This window comes from Lacipirellula limnantheis (assembly GCF_007746075.1).
Lineage (GTDB): Bacteria > Planctomycetota > Planctomycetia > Pirellulales > Lacipirellulaceae > Lacipirellula > Lacipirellula limnantheis.
Genome location: NZ_CP036339.1, coordinates 2297222 through 2317111 on the forward strand (window position 1 = coordinate 2297222; position 19890 = coordinate 2317111).

Below are 19890 nucleotides of genomic sequence, written 5' to 3' on the forward strand. Positions count from 1 at the left end.
ATACCCGCGACCCTCCGGTCGCTGCTCGGTGATCATCGTGTTCTTCCAGCCATGCCTAAAGACTTCCTCAAAGACGCCCGAAGTCATTACGACGTCGTCGTCATCGGCTCCGGACTCGCCGGCCTGACGGCCGCCAACGTCCTGGCTCGCGCCGGCCGCTCGGTGTTGCTCCTCGAGCAGCACTACAAGCTCGGCGGCATGGCCACCTGGTTCAAACGCCCCGGCGGGCACATCTTCGACATTTCGCTCCATGGCTTTCCCGTTGGCATGATCAAGAGCTGCCGCCGCTATTGGTCGAAGGAAATCGCTGACAGCATCGTGCAACTCACCGGCATCCGGTTCGATAACCCGATGTTCTCGCTCACTACGACGTTCAATCGCGAGGACTTCACGAAGCTTCTCATCGAAGAATTCAAGGTCGCCCCCGAAGCGGTGCAAGGTTTCTTCGATACCGCCCGTGGGATGAACTTCTACGACGACCAGCAGACGACCACCCGCGAACTGTTCGATCGCTTCTTCCCGGGCCGCGAAGACGTCATTCGCCTGCTGATGGAGCCGATCACCTACGCCAACGGCAGCACGCTCGAAGACCCGGCCATCAGCTACGGCATCGTCTTCTCGAACTTCATGTCGAAGGGGGTGTTCACGTTCGAAGGCGGCACCGACCGACTGATCCAGCTCATGGAAGCGGAGTTGAAAAAGAGCGGCGTCGACATCCGCATCAACTGCAACGTCGAACACATCGACTGCACCGGCGGCCGCGTCCGCTCGGTGACGGTCAACGGCCGCACGATCGAATGCGGCGCCGTCATGTCGAACGCTAACTTGAAGCAGACGATCTTCAACCTCGTCGGCGATGAGTACTTCGACAAGGACTTCGTCGAAGACGCCCGCGCCGTGCGGCTCAACAACTCCAGCACGCAAGTCTACATGGCGCTCAAGCCCGACGAAACAATCGACGAGTCGACCGGCGACCTGCTCTTCAGCAGCACCGCGCCCGTCTTCCAGACCGACCTATTGCTCAGCCGCGATATCACCAGCCGCACGTTCTCGTTCTACTACCCGCGCACCCGACCACAGGGGCGTCCGCGTTGCCTGATCGTCTCCAGCACGAACGCCCGCTACGAAGATTGGGCTGAGCTGCCCGAGGACGAGTACGAAGCGAGCAAGCAAGACCTCTGCGAAACGACGCTCGACGCCCTCGACAAGTACGTGCCGAACATCCGCGAGCGCGTCGACCATGTCGAAGCCTCGACGCCGGTGACCTTCAAGCACTATACGCAACACATCGCCGGGGCGAGTTTTGGCACGAAGTTCGAAGGCCTCGCCGTGAGTCGCGCGATCCCACAACAGGTGAAAGGATTGTTCCACGCCGGCAGCGTCGGCATCATCATGAGCGGCTGGCTCGGGGCGATGAACTACGGCGTGATTGTGGCGAATGAGGTTGATACATGCTTGATGTCAGCTGCGGCGAAAGCAACGACATAGCAGCATAAAGAAAGATTTCACGCAAAGGCGCGAAGGCGCAAAGAAGAAAAATGTGGAGTCAGTCTGATTGAGCATTGGCGTCGTCAGTGTTCATCGTATTTCCTTTGCGCCTTCGCGCCTTTGCGTGAGATATCTCATATGTCACTAGAAAAGATCAAAGCCGCCATTCCGCACCGCGAACCATTTCTCCTCATCGACGAAATCGTCGAGCAGTCAGAGAATCGCATCGTCTGCCGCAAGACGTTTAGCGGCGACGAGTTCTGGTACGCCGGCCACTACCCCGATTACCCGATCACCCCTGGCGTGATCCTCTGCGAAGCCTCGATGCAAGCTGGCGCCGTGCTGCTATCGAAGCTGGTCGCGGACGCCGATGACCGCGTCCCGGTCGCCACCCGCGCGAACAACGTCCAGTTCAAGAAAATGGTGATGCCGGGCGACACGGTCGAGATCGAAGTCGAACTTACCGAACGCCTTTCGACGGCGTTCTTCATGACCGCCAAAGTAACGGTTGCCGGCAAAGTCGCCTGCCGCTTAGACTTCGCGTGTACATTGGCCCCAAAGAATTGATCCGCCAAGGACGCCAGGGAAATACAAAGAAGGAACCGCCGATGAACGCTGATGAACGCAGATGAAGACATGCATTTAATCTGCTTATCTGCGTTCATTCGCGTTCATCGGCGGTTCCAACATTATCGCTCTACCTCTGGGCGTCCTTGGCGTCCTTGGCGGTTAAACTAGCATCGCCAATCGATTCACCACGCAGAACCAAGAAATGTCCGATTTCCTCCAACTTACCAACCGCCGCATCGTCCTCTTCGGCGTCGCCAATCGCAAAAGCGTCGCCTACCACGTCGGTCAGGTGCTGCGCGAAGCCGGCGCCGAGGTCGTCTACGTCGTCCGCTCGCCCGAGCGCCAAGCATCCGTCGCCAAACTCATCGGCGACGCCCCGATCTACGTTTGCGACGTCGAGCATCAAGACCAAATCGACCGCCTCGCCGCGCAGCTCGCCGCCGACTTCGAAGTTCTCCACGGCATCGTCCACTCAATCGCCTTCGCCGCTTACGACGAGCGCGGCATGCGACCCTTCCACGAAACGTCCCGCGAGCAACTCCTCCGCACCTTTGACGTCAGTTGCTACTCGCTCATCGCACTGTCCAACGCGCTGAAGGACCAACTCGCGCGCGACGCCTCAGTGGTGACGATCTCGATTAGCACCACCCGCATGGCCAGCGAGAATTACGGCTTCATGGCTCCGGTAAAGGCGGCGCTCGACGCGAGCCTCGCGTTCCTCGCCAAATCGTTCAGCCAATTCTCCGAGGTCCGCTTCAACGCCGTCGCCCCGGGCCTGCTGAAAACCAGCGCCTCGGCCGGCATCCCTGGCTACGTCGACTCGTATCTCTACGCCGAACGGGCGACGCTGCGGGGCAGGGCGGTGCAGACAGAAGAGGTGGCCAATGCGGTCGCGTTCCTCCTCAGCCCCCGCTCCAGCGGCATCAACGCCCAACGGCTCGTCATCGACGCCGGCATGGAAGTGAACTACTTCGACCCGCGCCTCGTGAAGCCAGCGGTCGACGCTTTGCCGCGCGCGTGAGTAAACCGTGAATGAACTGAGTCGCCAGGGCAAATTGGACGAGACGAAAGAAATGGTGCAAACGCCAGGTGACGCGCCGCGTCGCCATATGCCCTGACTTCGTGACGCGTCATTTTTCCTGCCGTTCTCGTCGTGCCAGCGCGGTTCGCCGCCTGGTGTTTCCTTGGCGTCCATAACGTTTAGAATTGCAAAAGGCTTCGCTAACTCAGCCGGCAATTCGATAAGGTTGCGAATGAATAATTCCGGTACTAGGAGCGGCGGTACAACGTCGCCGATCACGTCCCACATACTCGATGTGCGTTTGGGTCGACCCGCCGCGGGCGTCGCCGTGACGCTTGAGCGCCGCGGTGCAGATGAATCCTGGCAGTTCCTCGGCCGAGACGCGACGAACAGCGATGGGCGCGCGTCGGGACTATTTTGGGAGGGGGAGCTTGCCCCGGGCCGCTATCGACTGACATTCGACACGGGCAGCTACTTCGCGGAGCAGCAGGTCGACCACTTCTACCCGCTCGTGACGATTGAGTTTCAAGTCGCCCGCGCCGACCAACATTATCATGTCCCGCTGCTGCTTAGCCCGTTTGGCTATAGCACTTATCGCGGCAGCTAGCGCTTCGCGCGAGAAACCATTCGCCTGCTGGGCGAACCGGACGGCGAGTAAGAGCGCGCAGTCTTGGCGCCCTGGGGCTCCGCTATCGCTTCGCCGTCTTCCACACCGGATCCTGGAAAGAATCCGCCGCGCTCTTGAACCACCGCGTGAGCGTCATCTTCTGCCGCGTGTAGAAGCTTACGCTCTCGGTCCCCTGGATGTGCAGGTCGCCAAAGAAAGACTGGTTCCAGCCGGTGAACGGAAACCATGCCATCGGCGCCGGGACGCCGACGTTGACGCCGATCATCCCAGCGTTGAATCTGTGCTTGAACTCTCGCGCCGCGTACCCGTCGCGAGTGAAGATCGAGGCGCCGTTGCCGTAGGGACAGTTGCGGCCCACTTCGATCGCTGCATCAAGCGAGTTTGCCCGAACGACCGATAGGACGGGACCGAATATCTCTTCCTGCGCCAATCGCATCCGCGGTTCGACGCGATCAACGACGCTTGGGCCGAGCAGAAAACCACCGCCAGCAAAGTCGCGACGCCCGTCGAGCGGCACGGTTGCTCCCTCTTGTTTGGCGATATCGAGATACCCGGCGACGCGATCGCGATGCTCCGCGCGAATGACTGGCCCCATGTCGACTGCTTCGTTGCCGTCGGTCGGCCCCACTTTGAGGCTGCCAGCATACTGGCAAAGTTCGTCGACCAGCGGATCGGCAATCTTGCCCACCGCCACCGCCACGCTCCCTGCCATGCAGCGCTGCCCTGCACAGCCGTAAGCGCTCGCAGCCAGCGCCTTCACCGACTGATCGAGATCGGCGTCGGGCATGATGATAAGGTGGTTCTTGGCGCCGCCGGCCGCCTGCACCCGCTTGCCATGCTTCGCGCCGACTTCGTAGATGTACTTGGCGATGGCCGTCGACCCGACGAACGAAATCGCTGCGACTTCGGGGTGCGTCAGGAGCGCGTCGACGCATTCCTTGTCACCGTGGACCACGTTGAAAACGCCCGCCGGCAGGCCCGCTTCTTGCAGCAACTCGCCGAGCCGCACCGCCGAAAGCGGCACCTTTTCCGACGGCTTCAGCACGAACGTATTGCCGCAGGCGATCGCCACGGGAAACATCCACAGCGGCACCATGCATGGAAAGTTATACGGCGTGATACCGACGCAGACACCGACCGGATGCCGATTCGTCTCCGCGTCGACCCCGCCCGCGATGTTCGGCAGCGTGTCGCCCATGAGCATCGTCGGCACGGAGCAGGCGAACTCCACCATCTCCAGCCCGCGCTGCACCTCGGCCCGCGCCTCGGCCAGCGTCTTGCCATGCTCGCGCGTCACCAGCGACGCGAGTTCCTCAAAATGAGCGGCCATCAAATGCCGATACTGGAACATCACCCGCGCCCGCTCGACGGCCGGAGTTTCGCTCCAATCGACGAACGCTGCTTTCGCCGCCGCGACAACGGCGGCGGTTTCCGCAGCGGTCGCCAAAGGAACTCGGGCGATCAGCTTTCCCGTCGACGGATTGAAGACCTCGCCGCAACGGACCGCCTCGCCCCGCTGCCACTGACCGCCGGAGAAGGAGGGCACAACGTCAACGCTGGTGGCAGTCGCCATAATGGGTCATCCTTGCAACGCCCCGCTGAGCGTCGAAAACTGGTAGGAGTTTCGCAGGTAACACGATATGATACCACCCGGGCCAAGGTTGCCCAGTCGCGGCGCGGGCGGCCTTCAGTCCACCCAACACACGCTTGTAGCTGCAAAGATGAAACCGCCGATGAACGCAGATTAACGCAGATAAATCAATCAGATTCTCTCAACGCGAGATGTCGTCAGCATTTGTCTGCGTTTATTGGCGTTCATCGGCGGTTTCATTTCTGCTGCCAGCGCATGTGGTTCACCGAAGAGTACACAGGAGCTACGCGATGCCTCGCACCGTCCGCGGCGGATTAATTCAAGCCACTCTCTGCGAATCCGCCACGGCGCCGGTCGCCAAGATCAAGCAGTCGATGATCGACAAGCATCTCGCGTTGATCGCCCAAGCCGCGGAAAATGGCGCTCAGGTCGTCTGCTTGCAGGAACTCTTCTACGGCCCCTACTTCTGCGCCGAACAACAAACGAAATGGTACGACCTCGTCGAGCGCATCCCCGACGGTCCGACGACGAAGCTGATGTGCGAAGTCGCTAAGAAGCATGGCATCGTTCTCGTCGTGCCGATCTACGAAGAGGAAATCTCGGGCCTCTACTACAACACCGCGAGCGTCATCGACGCCGACGGCACCTACCTCGGCAAGTTTCGCAAGATCCACATCCCGCAGGTGAACCCCGGCTTCTGGGAGAAGTTTTATTTTCGCCCCGGCAACCTTGGCTACCCAGTCTTCGACACGGCGGTTGGCAAGGTCGGCGTCTATATTTGCTACGACCGCCACTTTCCCGAGGGCGCCCGCTGCCTGGGCCTCAATGGAGCCGAGATTGTCTTCAATCCCTCCGCTACGGTCGCCGGCCTCAGCGAATACCTCTGGAAGCTCGAACAACCGGCGCACGCCGCCGCCAACGGTTACTGGGTCGGCGCCATCAATCGCCCCGGCTGGGAAGATCCGTGGCGGATCGGCGAGTTCTACGGTCAAAGCTACTTCTGCAACCCGCGCGGGCAAATCATCGCCGAGGGTTGCCGCGACAAGGACGACATTGTCGTCGCCGACATCGACATGGACCTCATTCGCGAGGTGCGGAACACTTGGCAGTTTTACCGCGACCGCCGACCGGAGACTTACGGAGCAATCACGGCGCCGTAGTGCATACGATCTTCAAACATTCCCCTCTCCCTCAAGGATGAGGCCTAAGGAGGAATGGCTGGGCAACGCGAAGTTCATATGGCCCGCAGACTCTATCCATTCGGGTCATCGAGAAGTTCGCGCAACCGCGCCGCGAGTTCGGACGAATACTTCGCGGGCCACGTCGCATCGATAAGTCCGACGTTGATCAAGTCCTGAAGATGCACTTGATCCTTACGACGGAAGGAGGTGAGTTTCATTCGCACAAGCGGTTCAAGGCCCACTAGGCGGTATACTTCGCCCTGTTCGCCGCTAGACAAGTCCGGCGCCGCTTCCGCGTACCGCGGATCAACTTTTTCTCCTGCGAAGAGTAAATGAACTGCGTCTCGCGGCCGGCCCTCCGGGCCGTCGAGAAACATATGCACGCCGTAACTAAAGGCGTAGACAAAACCAACGCCTTCCATCGCAGTCTTCGCCGCATCTAGGTCCGATCGATTGATAATCAAATCGACATCAATCGTATTTCGAGCTGCGCCAGGATCGACTTTCGACACCCAAGCCGCCACCGCGTTACCGCCCGCAACTGCATAAGGAATGCCGGCCGCTTCCAGCGCCTGCGTAGAACGATGCAATCGCTCGCGCACTTTCTCCACGGCTAACACCATCCTATCTAGGACGTCGTTACCAAACGAAACGACAGTCGGCGTTGGTTGCGCAATGCTCATTGAGATGCTTGGAGTGAAGCTGATTGCATTGTAACTGATTGTAGATCTTTAACGGCGCAAGTATTTCCGCCCGAACGTCAGCATCAACCCCAGGTACATGACAAACGCCGCCCCGAAGCTGGTAAACCACGCGTAATTGTAGAGATTGCCCCAAATAGCCGGCCAAGTCTCGGCCCCTTCGGGCGCCCTCAAATCGCCCGCTAGATAAATTTTTCCGATGGTCGCCAAGAACCCAGGAATGCAGAGCGACATCCCCACCAGCAGCGCCGCGAGCGCGATTGGATTGATGCCGCTCACGTACCAGTAAGGTCCGGCCTTACGATAAAGTCCTGCCAAGTCGAGTTGCATCCGCCTTAGCGCGACATAGTCGGCGATCAACACGCCGCCGACGGCGCCCAAGAGCAGCGAGTAGCCGACGAGCCACTTGCCGATGTAAACGTCGCCGTTCGCGACCAAGTGCCACGGCTGGATCAGGATCCCGATCAAGCCGGTGATGAACCCGCCGACGCGAAACGAGATCATCCGCGGCCACATGTGGGCGAAGTCGTTCGCCGGACTGACGACATTAGCGGCGATGTTCGTTGCCAACGTGGCGATCGCGAGTGACGCCATCGCCACGATCAGTACCGCCCGGTTCTCAAACAACGAGAGCAAGAAGACCGGGTCCCACAGCTTTTTCGCTTGCTCAGCCGGCAGGTTTTTGTAAATCACCATGGCGGCGGAGGTAACTGCGACGCCGATAAACGAGTAAAGTCCCATCGTCGTCGGCAACCCGAGCGCCTGCCCCAGCATCTGATCCCGCTGCGAGCGGGCATAGCGGCTGAAGTCGGGAATGTTGAGCGCCAATGTCGCCCAGAAACTAACGTTGCCCGTCAGGGCCAGGACGAAGAAGCTCCAAAACTTACCTGCCTTGGGTCCCCCTTCGACGAACTGCGACGGCCGCGTCAGCATCTCGCCAAACCCGCCTGCGGTGCTATAGGCCCATGCGAGCAATGCGAGCCCAAGTACGATCAGCAGCGGCGCTTTGACGTTCAACAGCAAGCGAATCGAATCGATCCCCTTGTAAATGACGAACATGTTCACCAGCCAGAAAGCCAAGAAGCAGACGAGCTGCGCCCCGTTGATCCCCAACCCGGTGCTCGCTGGGTCGTTGGAGTCAGCGAACAGCAACGGCAGTTCGCCCCACGCCGGAAAGAACTCCTTCAGCAGCGTGTAGATCGCCTCGCCGCCAATCCACGTCTGGATGCCGAACCACCCGCATGCCACCAGCGCCCGCAGCAACGCCGGCACGTTCGCGCCCAAGATGCCGAAACTCGCCCGACAATAGACGGGAAACGGGATGCCGTACTTTGTCCCGGCGTGAGCGTTGAGCACCATCGGAATCAGCACGATGACGTTGCCGAGGAACACCGTCAGCACCGCCTGTCGCCAGTCCATGCCGCCATCGATCAGCGAGGACGCCAGCATGTACGTCGGGATGCACGCCGACATACTGATCCACAGTACGGCGATGTCCTTCATCCCCCAGCGGCGCTCAGCCCGCGTCGTCGGCGCCATGTCGTGGCTGTAGTAGGGCGACGACGACAAATCGACGTTCGCTTCGACCAAGCCGTCGATCATCGTTTGGCTGGGAGGGGCGGGCATCAAGCTAGACCTTTGCACTCGAGAATTGTTGCTACTCAGACGGCCGCCGTTTCCTGATGCTTGCAGTAAATCTTGCCTGACCTATCCGGTCAACGCTGATCGCCCGGCGCCGCCTCGAAATTCGGTGGTGTCTGCCCATGCAACCCGCTAGAATCGGCGCAGAAGCGGCCGTCCCCGTCCAACGAGAGCCCTGCCCGTGCCCACCGAAACTCGCGCCTCGCTGCCGATCATCGATCACCGCCCCGCTGCCTACGATGGGCCGTCCAAGTCCGAAGTCCTCGCCGTCCGGCAACAATATCTCACCCCCGGGCTGATCACCTACTACCGCGATCCGCTGCTGCTGGTCGAAGGCCACATGCAGTATCTGTGGGACGAGACCGGCAAGCGCTACCTCGACGCGTTCGCCGGTATCGTCACGGTCTCGGTTGGCCACTGCCACCCCGCCATCGTCAAGAAGGTGCAGGAACAAGTCGGCAAGCTGCAGCACGTCACGACGATCTACCTCCACCCGACCATCGGCGAGTTCGGCAAGAAGCTGGCCGAACACTTTCCCAAGGGCAGTGGGCTGACGCAAACGTACTTCACCAACTCCGGCAGCGAAGCGAACGAGATCGCCATCCTCTCGGCACGCGAATTCACCGGCAACCAAGAAGTGATCAGCCTCCGGAACTGCTACCACGGCGGCACGCAGGCAACGATGGCCCTCACGGCCCACAGCACGTGGAAGTTCAAGACGAACCCGACGATCAACGTCAAGAACGCGCTGGCTCCCTACTGCTATCGTTGTCCGTACGGACTCGAGTATCCGAGCTGCGGGCTGAAGTGCGCCAAAGACGTCGAGAACGTCATCAAGTACGAGACGAGCGGTCAGGTCGCGGCGTTCATTGCCGAATCAATCCAAGGGGTCGGCGGCGCCGTCACTCCGCCTCCCGGCTACTTCGAGATCGTCTACGACATTGTCCGCAAAGCCGGCGGCCTCTGCATCGCCGACGAAGTGCAAAGCGGCTTCGGCCGCACCGGCGACCGTTTTTGGGGTTTTGAAAACTACGGCGTCACGCCAGACATGGTGACGATGGCCAAGGGAATCGGCAACGGCGCCCCGCTCGGCGCGTGCACGACGCGGCCCGAGATCGCCGCGATGATGAAGAACCGCATCCACTTCAACACCTACGGCGGCAACCCAATCTCGATGACGCAGGGCCTCGCGACGCTCGAAGTGATCCATAACGAGAACATTCAGCAGAACGCAAAAACGATCGGCGATCATCTCAAGCATCGCCTCCTCGAATTGCAAGAACGCCACCCCCTCATCGGCGACGTCCGTGGCATGGGCCTCATGATTGGCGTTGAGCTAGTGCGTGACCGCAAATCAAAGGAACCCGCCAACACCGAAGCCGCCGATGTTATGGAGAAGGCGAAGGAACGCGGACTGATCATCGGCAAGGGAGGCCTCTTCGGCAATACGCTCCGCATCAAGCCTCCCATGTGCCTCAATAAAGACGACGCCGACTTCTTGGTCGATACGCTGGATGAGGTATTACTTGAGTTGAAGCGGTAGGAAACAGGATCTCACGCAAAGGCGCAGAGGAAGACGATTCAACTCCGCTCCCCAACGTGATTTTATCCGTTCAGTTTGCAATACAGATTACTCTCGCCATTCCATTGTATTCTTTGCGGCTTCGCGCCTTTGCGTGAGACAAGTCTTCTTGAATCGATAAATCCATGCCCACGCTCGAGACTACCGTAGACGGCCTGAAACTGCCGAACCCCTTCGTCATCGGCTCCGGACCTCCGGGAACCAACGGCAACGTCATCTGCAAAGCCTTCGAAGAGGGCTGGGGCGCCGTCATTTGCAAGACGATCAGCCTCGAAGCCGATAAGGTGACCAACGTCCAACCCCGCTACGCCCGCCTGCGCGCCCAGGGTTCCGACGAGATCATCGGTTGGGAGAATATCGAGCTGATCAGCGATCGCCCCTTCAACGTCTGGATGGAAGAACTCAAAGCGGTGAAGGACAAGTACCCCGATCGCATCCTGATTGCCTCGATCATGGAGGAGTTCCGCAGGGACGCGTGGGTCGAGATCGTCGAACGCTGCGAAGCGGTCGGGGTTGACGCCTTCGAACTCAACTTCTCCTGCCCCCATGGCTTGCCCGAGCGAAAAATGGGATCCGCCATGGGTGAAAACCCGGAGATCCTCGAAGAAGTCTCCCGCTGGGTGAACGCCGTGGCGACCAAGCCGGTCTGGGCCAAGATGACGCCGAACGTCACCCATATCGAAGACCCGGCGCGAGCCGCCTTCCGGGCCGAGTGCGAGGGGGTGAGCGCCATCAACACGATCCGCAGCGTGCTGGGCGTGAATCTTGAAACGCTTCGCCCCGAGCCGAGCGTCGAGGGATATACCACTCCCGGCGGGTACTCCTGCCGCGCCGTGCTCCCGATTGCGCTCCGCATGGTGATGGAGATCGCCCAGGTGATCCGCAAGGAATTCCCGGGGCGCTCGATCAGCGGAATTGGCGGAGTTGAAACAGGCGAGGACGCCGCCCAGTTCATCCTTCTCGGCGCCGACACGGTTCAGGTCTGCACCGGGGTGATGAAGCACGGTTACGGACTCATCAAACCGCTTTGCGAACAATTGCTCGCGTTCATGGCGAAGCATCAGTTCGAGCGACTCGACGACTTCCGCGGACACAGCGTTCAGTATTTCACTACTCATGCCGACCTCGTGAAACGACAGGCCGAAGCCCGCGCTGCGGCGAAAGCGAAGCACGACGCCGAGCGCATGATCCGCGCCGACGACCAGTGGCGCGGCGACGACTTCGTCGAGCAGAGCGACGCCCTGGCCCGCGGCTAGAACACGCCGAAGACGAGCGCGCCAACCACGCAGAGAACGACGAACACGCCGAAGCCGATCGCGGCGTACACCCACCCCGGCGGGCCGTAACTCGGCCCCGCGAATCCTGGCGGGCGGAGCGGGTCGAACTCCCCTTCCTTTCGCGCCGGTCTCACCTTGGGCGCCGACGCCCGTGCTGCGTCGAACTCCTCTTCGAACAGCGATTTCACCTTCTTGGGTTTTTCCGGCGTCGCGGGCGGGGGGGCCGGGGTTGCCGCGCCGTTTGCCGCGGCGGGCGATGCCGCCGGGGCGGTCGCTTTGGCGATCTCGGCGATGACGGCTTTCTTAGGAGGCTCGTCTTCGAGCGGGGCAAGCTTCATCTCTTCTTCGGGCTCGGTGCGAACCTTCGCCGCCGCGACCGCCGTCGGTTTGCGCGTACCGCCGCTGCCTGCGCCAGGGGACGAGGCGCGGTTGCCGGAGTCGTGGCCGACCTTGCTCATCGACGCGGCGAAGCGCCGGAAGACGTCGCTGCCGAGTCCGCCCCCGCCGCCGCCGCCGCCGGAGCCGCTGGGATCTTTCCGTTTGCCGCTGTCGCCAATCGCAATGCCCCGGTCGGCCAGCCACTCGGTCAGCCGCTCGGCGACCTCCCCGGCCGTCTGGTAACGCTCGTCCGCTCGCTTGGCCATCATCCGGTTGCAGATGTTGACCAGCACCGACGGCGCATCGGGACGTTCCTTGAAGATGCTCGGGGCCTGTTCGACCTGATGCTTCAGCAGCCGCTCGGAAATTGTTCCTTCCGGAAAGGGGGGGTGCCCCATGAGGAGGAAGTAGAGCGTGCAGCCCAGGCTGTAGATGTCGGCCCGAGCATCGGCCTTGTGACTGTTGAGCGCCTGTTCGGGAGCGAGATAATCCGCCGTGCCGAGGACGTTTTCGTTGTTCTCCAGCGTAAGCGACGCTTCATCGTCGATCAGTCGAGCGAGGCCCATGTCGAGGAGCTTCACGACCTCGTGCTTGGTCACCATGCAGTTGGCGGGCTTGATGTCGCGGTGGACGAGCCCCATGTCGTGCGCGTGGGCGATGCCGCGCGCCACCTGGGCGATGTAGTCAGCCGCGCGTTCGTAGCCGAGCGGTCCGTCTTCCTTGACCAGCACATGGAGATCGCGACCGTCGACGTACTCCATCACGATGTAGTGCGTCTTGCCGTCGTTGTCGATGTCGTAGACCCGCACGATGTTCGGGTCGTCGAGCTTCGCCGCGGCGCGTGCTTCGGTCCGGAACCGCTCGAGGTAGGTCGAATCCTCGACTCGGTTCGAGGGGAGCACCTTGATCGCCACCTTGCGCTTCATGAGCATGTGCTCGGCGAGGTAGACCTGGCTCATCCCCCCTTTGCCCAGGTGGCGCAGCAGCTTGTACTTGCCGAGCATGAACCCCTTGTGCTTGCCGGCGAGCAGCTTCTCGGACTGCCATTCGGTGAGGATCCCCGCCTCGATCATCGCGGCCGCGATCAGCTCGGCGTCGTCGGGGACCCGATGCTTGTTCCTGGCGGCCATACCGCCGAGGAACTTGGTCAACTGGTCTTCTTCCACCAGTTGGCTGCGCCGGAGCAGGTCGAGGAATTCGTTGGCCGTCATGCGATCGAACAGCGGTGAGAGCTCAAGGGGCGGGAGCAAGCGTGCCGGGCGGAGGGTTGGCAGGGGGGACGCCGAACCGTGGACCGCAAGCGCTGGCCGTTGCTGGCGCCGATCGAGCGCGATGAGTGTTCTCTGTCCATGACGACGCCCTCGGTTGGGGGTCCGCTCGATCGTTGCCGCCTCACTTGCAACGGTTGGCTGACGCTGGCTCCGCCGGGGTGGTCGCCTCAACTCCCATAATAGCATGAGGTTATTGCAACGACTAGCAACGTCAACGGGAGTCGCGGGAGGCCGCGAGGGCGCCGTGCCGGGGCGCCAGACGTCGATTGGCGCGACTTCGAGTTGAACTGTCCGAATCGAAAACTGCGTTTGTCGTGACAAAACCGTGGTTGGACCGCCGACCGGCAGCCGTTGGAGCACGCTAAATCCCGGAAAACAGAGCTCCGGCAACGGCCGGGCGACGCGGCGACTTATGTCCGCGCCAGGTGGACAAAACATGGGCGCCGGGCGAGCCGCCGCGAGTAAAGACATGGCTCCAGAGTGGCTTGCGGCGCTGATCACGATTCGCCGCGACCATGGGCCGGTGCAGACAGAATGGCGCTGACTTTTGCACGCGGAGCGCTCGGGGCGGGCCAACGCGGCTAAATCGGCGAGCCGCACAGGCGGGGCGTGGTGCGGGGCGACAAAGGCCCAATGGCCGGAGCGCAGGACGACGCGCGAAGGATTAATCCGCGCTCGAATGGGCGCGCCGCGCCACGCTGATAATTGATTTGGCACTGTTGTCGTCCCTACTGTACGGCATGCCGCGTGGTAGTGGGGCGGCGGATCGGCTTTGCACCAAAAAGGATCCGTGGAAGGCGTCTCCGATGCCGATTTCGATCACCACCACAAGCCGCTGTGGTCACACAGCGCTGCGTCGGGGTCAGAGGCCACTCCCACAGTTTTTTTGGCGCCAAGACGCTGTGGATCGGTACGGATGTCCACCATAGCAGATCGGAGACTGGCGGTGGTGAACTACTTTTGGCCACCCCGCTGGAGTGGGGGACGGGGGCTGCGCGGGAGGTGTGGGACGGCGTGGCGCGGCCGCCAGTTAGATAAACCAAGTCCCCTGGTGTGGTGATCCGTTGCCCGGGTGCCCACGGTATCAAAAACCGGGGGCTAAAGGGGTTGGATGCCGTCTTCAGAGACGAGTGTGGCGGGTTGAGGCTCTTTCGGCGGAACTCCGGGCGGGGTGACTGGTTCCTGGCGATCGATCCAGCGCCATTCGCCGGCGGCGCGTTGGTTTGTCGCCAGCTGATCGAAGTAGAGGTCGGCGGCCTGGCGGCGGGCCGCCGAGACGGGCGCGTGTTCTTGATTGGAGGTAAGCGCCCGTTCGCTACGCCGACGCGTTGGACTCACCGATGATTGCTGGGCGCTCCACTGAGCGCTGAGATCAGACGTGATGAGACGCGCCGCGGCCGGCGGGTTTGACGCCCAGGCGGGGTCGCTCGTGGCAGTCGCGGCGAGGGCAAGCGGGGCTTCGGCGAGGAACGTGGATGACTCGATGGCGGCGGCGAGGGCGCCGAAGTTTTCCTGCCAGATGGCCAGGTCCTGGGCGTCGACCTCGCCCTCGCCGGTGGCGTCGGCCAATTCGCTTCCGGGCGACGCGGGAGAACTTAGTGCCCGCTGCCAAGCGAGGAAGTCGGCGCCGTCGACGAGAGCGTCGCCGTTGAAGTCGCCGGGCCCAGTGGCCACCAACGAGGCGACCGGATTGTACCGGAGCAACACTTGCGGGGCGTTGTCGCTCGTGCGGCCCTGAGCGTCTTGGATCGCCGCGGTGAAGATGTTGTAGCCACCCTCGGCTTCGCCCTTGGTGAGGACCACTGCCACGTCGACGAAGCCGCTGGCGCCAATCGTGACCGTCTTGTCCTTAACGACCTTGGTGGCCTTGTTGGCTTCGAACGGGTCAACGTCGTAGCCGCCGCCCGGGACGCCTGCCAGATGGAGCGACGCTTCGACTTGCAGCAGTCGCGCGACAGACCCGGCGGGGCCGGTGATGCGGATGGTCTGGTTGGCTTGGGCGACGACGGCGGGAGCGACAACGTCGCGCGCGGCAATCGCGGGAGTCGGCAGTGGTGCAGCGCGGAACGTGTTCTGGGAGGCGCGCCCGCTGGCCGGGGTGCGGAACGTTTGGCCCTGCTGGGTCGAGCCGTCGGAGTAGACGACGGTGACGGTCGCGCCATTGAGCTCCAGCCCTGAAACGTGGCCGGCGCCGCTGGGACCGGGGTCGACCGAACCTTTGATGCTGGTGGGGTCGGTGTCGATGGAGAAGGTGAACTCTTCGCCGGGATCGAAATTGTTGAACTGGATTTCAAGAATATCGAAACCCGTGTCGTGCGGGCTCAAGTAGGTGTGACCAGATTGGCCGGTGAGAGCGGCGCCGGAGTCGGGGGTGAAGGGCTTGAAACGAGCGCCGCCCCCTTCGCCGATCGGATCGAAGACAAGGTCGGGAAGTAGTGCCGTGCGAGCGTCGATGCGGATCGACTGGATGCGAACGTTGCCGGTGGACTGGTTGGCGACGCGGAACGAGTTCGTGTTGAACGTCGAGCCGGTGAGGATCGTCCCGCCGAGACCTTCGATGAGGACAAAGGCGCTGGGATCGCCGACGACGGTAGGAGGCGCTTGCTCGACGCCCAGATAGTCCCACGTCACCGGAAGTGCGCCGGAGGCGGTGGGGTCGGTCGCGATCAGGCCGATGGCCATGGCGCCGGCGATCCAATCGGCGGGAACGTCGACCGCTCCGCCGAGATTAACCGCCGCGCCGCCCGCGACGGCATAGCTGGCCTGGAGGGTGTGGGCGGCCGGGTCGATCGTGAGGCGGAGTTCGACGAAACTGGCGGGGACGGCGAGACTTTGACTGGCGACGACGGCGAACGCACCGGCGACTTCACGGGCGAGTTTGATCGAGCCGCCGTCGTCGCCCGAGATGACGAGTTGGATAAAGTTGTCCTGATCACCGCGGCCGATGTAGAAGCCCATCTCCTGGCCCGCGTGGGGCGTGACGCCGCTGAAGGGACCGAGCAGGCTGGTGCGCGCGACGAAGGGCGCGGCGGCGCCGCCGACGTTGACGCCAAACTGGAAGGCCTGCTGCTGAGAGTTCGCGGGGCCTTGGGCCGTGCCGGCGAGGGCGGAGTCGATCGTAAAGACGCCCGCGGCGCCGCCCGCGGTCACCCCTGCGGGGTTGAACAGCGAGGCGTAGTCGGCGGCGCCGTTGGTCATGAGGCCCGTGAAGCCCATGCCGAGCAAACCGCCGAGGCTGGCGCCTTCGTTCTCCCAATCGTAAAGCGTGCCGATGGGGGTGGCGGCCCCATTGGCGGCGTCGATGGCGAATCGATCGCTCACGTCGGGCAGGGCGTCGTTGTCGTCGTCGGGATCGTTCAGGTTCGAGACAAAGTCGACGTCGAAGTCGGGGGGAACCGCCGCGGGACTATTCGGGTCGGAGCCGTTGGCGATTTCGTCGGCGTTGGAGTAACCGTCGCCGTCGAGATCGTTCGGGTTGCCGCCGACGCCGCTGGAGGGTTCAAAGACGGTGACGCTGTTTTGGGCGACGTCGACGACCCAAATGGTGCCGCCAAAGGCGCCCGCGGCTGGCGAGGTGACGTCAAGGGGTCGAAAGCCGACGTTCGAGAATAACGTTTCGTTGAGCACGACTTGGCCGGCGGCGTTGACCCGCACCCGCTTGATCGTGTTGTCGAAGCTGGCGATGAGCAGATCGCCCTGCATCGCGCCGCCGAACTGATTCGAGCCGTACTCGGCGATGCCATTGGTCGATTCAGGGAAAACGGCGAGGGCGCCGTTCTCAGGACCAGGGACGCGGTAGTCGCCTTCGATCGGGTTGCCGACGGAGACGGGGGACTGCGGATTGGTCGAGTTGAACGTATTGCTGACGTTGGCACGCGTCGGGTTGGGATGCCCGCCGTAGTAGCCGGCGCCGGTGATGCGGTGGAGGCTATCGCCGTAGGTGACGCCGGGTTCATGGGCGCCGTTGGTCGCCGTGCCGCCGGGGCCTTCGCCGATAGGGACGTCTCCCCAGCCGGCGTTGGGGCCGTTGTCGACGGTGAAGAATTGACCGCTAGAGTGGATCAACAAATCGTACGGATTGCGAAACCCGGGGGAGAAGACCTGGACCGGTCCGCCGGGGACCAACCGCGCCTGATTGCGGCCGTCGTTGCCGCCAAAGGGGTCGTTGAGGTCGGCGGCGCCGGCGCGGGTTTCGTCGTCGAGGGTCGGCAGGTCGTACGTCGTTTCGCCGATGGCGTTGAGGTCGACCGAGAGTATCGCCGCCGAGAGGGCGAACTCGGGGAGCAAGGAGAAGTTATTGGAGGGCGCCCCCATGTTCGTGTTGCCGCCGACGGCGATGTAGAGCGTGTTCGTCGCCGCATCGAGTTGGAGGCCGTTGGCGTGGTGATTTTCCTCCGAGCGCGGGAGGCCGCGAACGAGGTCGAGCTTGGTCCACGAGGCGCCGTTCTTGGTCAGTCGCGAGATGATGCCGGAATTGGTGTCGAGGTTCAGATCGGTCCCTGAGGCGCCGCCGCCAATGCGGGGGTCGCTGGAATTGACGTAAAGCACGGGACCGGCCGCCGTGCCGGCGACGAGCAGACCGGTGACGAGCCGGGTGTTGACGGCGGGGTTGAGGGCGCCGTCGTCGTTGTGGTTGGGGATTTGCTGGACGAGAGCGATGTTTTCGACTGAAACGACGTCGTAGTGATTGGCGCTCGAGCGGGCGATCGTATAGGCGCGGATCAAGCCGTCTTGCTGGGCGACGTAGAGGCGACCGTCTGGTCCGAATTGCAAGGAAGTGGGTCGCGAAAGCCCTGCGGCGCCGTTGAGCGTTGACTTCGCGAAGCTGATTTGAGTGGGTCCGGCCGCCGTCCCGCTCAGGGTAATCTGCAACGGCGACGAGGCGACGCTGCTGGGGATCGCCAGCGTCGCGGCATGGATGGCGGCCGTCGTGGGAGCGTAGGTGACGGCGATTTGCCGCGATTGGCCTGGCGCCAGGACGACGGGCGTCGGCTGCCCCCAATCGATGGCGAACGGCAGCCCGCTGGGCGTGAGCGCCGCCGCCGCGGGATCGATGGTGACGCTGGCGGCGCCGGCTGGAGCGGTATTGGTCAGCGTCAGCGGCAGTGTGACCGACTGGCCGGCGACGACGCTGCCGAAATCGAGCGCGGCGGTCGATGCGGACAAGACGCCGGCCGTTTGGCTGACCGAGAGGATCTCGATCCCCTTGACCGCGGGGTTCTGCGTAACGCGAAAGAAATCGACGTCGAGATTGCCGTCGCTCGTCACGACGAAACTCTTCACGACGCCTTTGTTGGCGCCGACGTCGGCGAAAATGTCGTAGTCGTCGAGGACGGTCGCGCCTTCAATCTTCACATCGAAGACGCGGACGCCGTTGTTGAATGCGCCGCTCCACGTTTCGGCGAAGTAGAGACGAACCTCGTATTGACCGGGGGCGACTGGAAAATCCCACAGGAGATTCGGGGCGCCCGACTTGTCGAAGCGTTCGGTCTGGAAGAGCGCCTGCGGCGTCCCGGCCGGGAGCGACGGGTCGGACAAGTTGATGGCGGCGGTCACCGCGGTGACGCCCGTGTTGCCGCCAGCGGCGGCATTGCTGTAGGACGACGGGGCGGCGAGCGTGTCGGCCTGCCACGCGGGGCTGCCGGCGAGCTCCGGCCCGCCGGCGTTGATGCGGAAGAGCGTCGCCAGCAGGCGGCGGCCTTCGAGCGGTTCAAATCGCAACTGGCGGTCCGCGAACGGGGTCTGGCGTGGGCGCGACGACGCACCTGGGAAGCGGCGGAGAACACTCATGGATGTCGATATCTTCGAGGACGCGGCAGGTGCGAGACAAGCGAAGCCGTCTACCTGACTGCCGAAACTCAACAGGGTGGCTGGCCGATTTTGACATATTTCGCGGCATCAACCAGAGGTAATCCGCGGTTTGCGAGAACGTAATTTTTTCGCAAAAGCGAGAGCGGCCCACGATAGGAATGCACCTCAATAGCCAGAAGTATGTTGTCGCTCGACATTTGGCGTCTTTTGGCCGTTGACGGGACGCCGGACGATGGCGTGCTCGGGATCAGGGCGTCGATCGCCGCAGCGCAGAGATTCGCGGCTGCCGGACTAGCTGCCTACCACGCCATGAGCAGCACGAGGGCGGAGCGTAGGCTCCATGCGGCGGTGCGAATCCAGTTGGTCGCGACGAGGCGACGATGGGCGGCGGGGTCGAAGCCGCGGCAGAGGGCGTCGTGGCAACGGACTTGGAAGAAGATCGTGGAGAGCCAGATAAGGGCGAGCAACGCGAGCGCGATCGCGAGCTGCCACGTGGCGACGTGAGCGGGCCGGAAGGCAAAGAGCAGGAGCGCCGTGGCCGCCTCGATGAGCATCGGCGGGCCGACCACCCAGGTGGTGCGGCTCATGTGGCGGCGCTGGTAATCGGCGTATTCACCGGCGCCGGCGGCGGCGAACAACGGATAATGCACGACTTGGACGAACCAGATCAGGCCCGTCATGAACAGGGTCGAACCGAGTTGCGCCAGAAAGATGGCGCGGGTCAGCGTGTCGTGCATTAAATCGGCTGGT

The 19890-nt window shown here is 62.6% G+C and carries 13 protein-coding genes; 7 read left to right on the forward strand and 6 right to left on the reverse strand.

The window, feature by feature from the left end:
* Positions 1 to 51: 51 nt before the first annotated feature.
* The 4 genes from I41_RS09020 (at position 52) to uraH (ending at position 3686) form a co-directional block, all read left to right on the forward strand.
* Positions 52 to 1488 (forward strand): phytoene desaturase family protein, encoded by a 1437-nt coding sequence (locus I41_RS09020; RefSeq protein WP_145432235.1) that lies wholly within the window; start codon positions 52 to 54, stop codon positions 1486 to 1488.
* 138 nt (positions 1489 to 1626) lie between these two features.
* Positions 1627 to 2055, forward strand: a complete 429-nt coding sequence (locus tag I41_RS09025) for a 3-hydroxyacyl-ACP dehydratase FabZ family protein (RefSeq protein WP_145432236.1) — start codon at positions 1627 to 1629, stop codon at positions 2053 to 2055.
* A gap of 205 nt (positions 2056 to 2260) precedes the next feature.
* Positions 2261 to 3079: an enoyl-ACP reductase FabI gene (locus I41_RS09030; RefSeq protein WP_145432237.1), complete on the forward strand. Its 819-nt coding sequence runs from the start codon at positions 2261 to 2263 to the stop codon at positions 3077 to 3079.
* A 232-nt stretch (positions 3080 to 3311) separates the two neighbouring features.
* Positions 3312 to 3686 carry a hydroxyisourate hydrolase gene (gene uraH / locus I41_RS09035; protein WP_145432238.1) on the forward strand — a complete coding sequence of 125 codons (375 nt, stop codon included), beginning with the start codon at positions 3312 to 3314 and terminating at the stop codon, positions 3684 to 3686.
* A gap of 82 nt (positions 3687 to 3768) precedes the next feature.
* Here uraH and I41_RS09040 read toward each other — a convergent pair whose 3' ends face one another.
* Entirely contained in the window at positions 3769 to 5280 is a 1512-nt protein-coding gene (locus I41_RS09040) for a CoA-acylating methylmalonate-semialdehyde dehydrogenase (protein WP_145432239.1), read from the reverse strand.
* A gap of 308 nt (positions 5281 to 5588) precedes the next feature.
* On the opposite strand from I41_RS09040, the gene I41_RS09045 reads away from it, so the two are divergent.
* Positions 5589 to 6458 carry a nitrilase-related carbon-nitrogen hydrolase gene (locus I41_RS09045; protein WP_145432240.1) on the forward strand — a complete coding sequence of 290 codons (870 nt, stop codon included), beginning with the start codon at positions 5589 to 5591 and terminating at the stop codon, positions 6456 to 6458.
* Positions 6459 to 6550: 92 nt separating this feature from the next.
* Here the strand turns inward: I41_RS09045 and I41_RS09050 are convergent, their stop codons facing one another.
* Both I41_RS09050 and I41_RS09055 read right to left on the reverse strand, forming a co-directional pair.
* The gene (locus I41_RS09050) at positions 6551 to 7090 is read right to left on the reverse strand and encodes a hypothetical protein (RefSeq protein ID WP_210421135.1); all 540 of its coding nucleotides are present in this window, start codon (positions 7088 to 7090) and stop codon (positions 6551 to 6553) included.
* 120 nt (positions 7091 to 7210) lie between these two features.
* Complete coding sequence (locus tag I41_RS09055; protein ID WP_210421136.1) at positions 7211 to 8806, reverse strand: NCS1 family nucleobase:cation symporter-1; 1596 nt, start codon at positions 8804 to 8806, stop codon at positions 7211 to 7213.
* Positions 8807 to 9002: 196 nt separating this feature from the next.
* On the opposite strand from I41_RS09055, the gene I41_RS09060 reads away from it, so the two are divergent.
* Both I41_RS09060 and preA read left to right on the forward strand, forming a co-directional pair.
* Entirely contained in the window at positions 9003 to 10364 is a 1362-nt protein-coding gene (locus tag I41_RS09060; protein ID WP_210421137.1) for an aspartate aminotransferase family protein, read from the forward strand.
* Positions 10365 to 10528: 164 nt separating this feature from the next.
* Complete coding sequence (preA, locus tag I41_RS09065) at positions 10529 to 11659, forward strand: NAD-dependent dihydropyrimidine dehydrogenase subunit PreA (RefSeq protein ID WP_145432242.1); 1131 nt, start codon at positions 10529 to 10531, stop codon at positions 11657 to 11659.
* Here preA and I41_RS09070 read toward each other — a convergent pair.
* The 3 genes from I41_RS09070 to I41_RS09080 form a co-directional block, all read right to left on the reverse strand.
* Positions 11656 to 13269 carry a serine/threonine-protein kinase gene (locus I41_RS09070; protein WP_168206780.1) on the reverse strand — a complete coding sequence of 538 codons (1614 nt, stop codon included), beginning with the start codon at positions 13267 to 13269 and terminating at the stop codon, positions 11656 to 11658. The two genes, preA and I41_RS09070, sit on opposite strands and share 4 nt — an antisense overlap.
* Before the next feature lie 1158 nt (positions 13270 to 14427).
* Positions 14428 to 19119 (reverse strand): malectin domain-containing carbohydrate-binding protein, encoded by a 4692-nt coding sequence (locus I41_RS09075; RefSeq protein WP_145432244.1) that lies wholly within the window; start codon positions 19117 to 19119, stop codon positions 14428 to 14430.
* A gap of 320 nt (positions 19120 to 19439) precedes the next feature.
* On the reverse strand, positions 19440 to 19877 hold the full coding sequence (locus I41_RS09080; RefSeq protein ID WP_145432245.1) for a hypothetical protein: 438 nt from the start codon (positions 19875 to 19877) through the stop codon (positions 19440 to 19442).
* Positions 19878 to 19890: the final 13 nt, after the last annotated feature.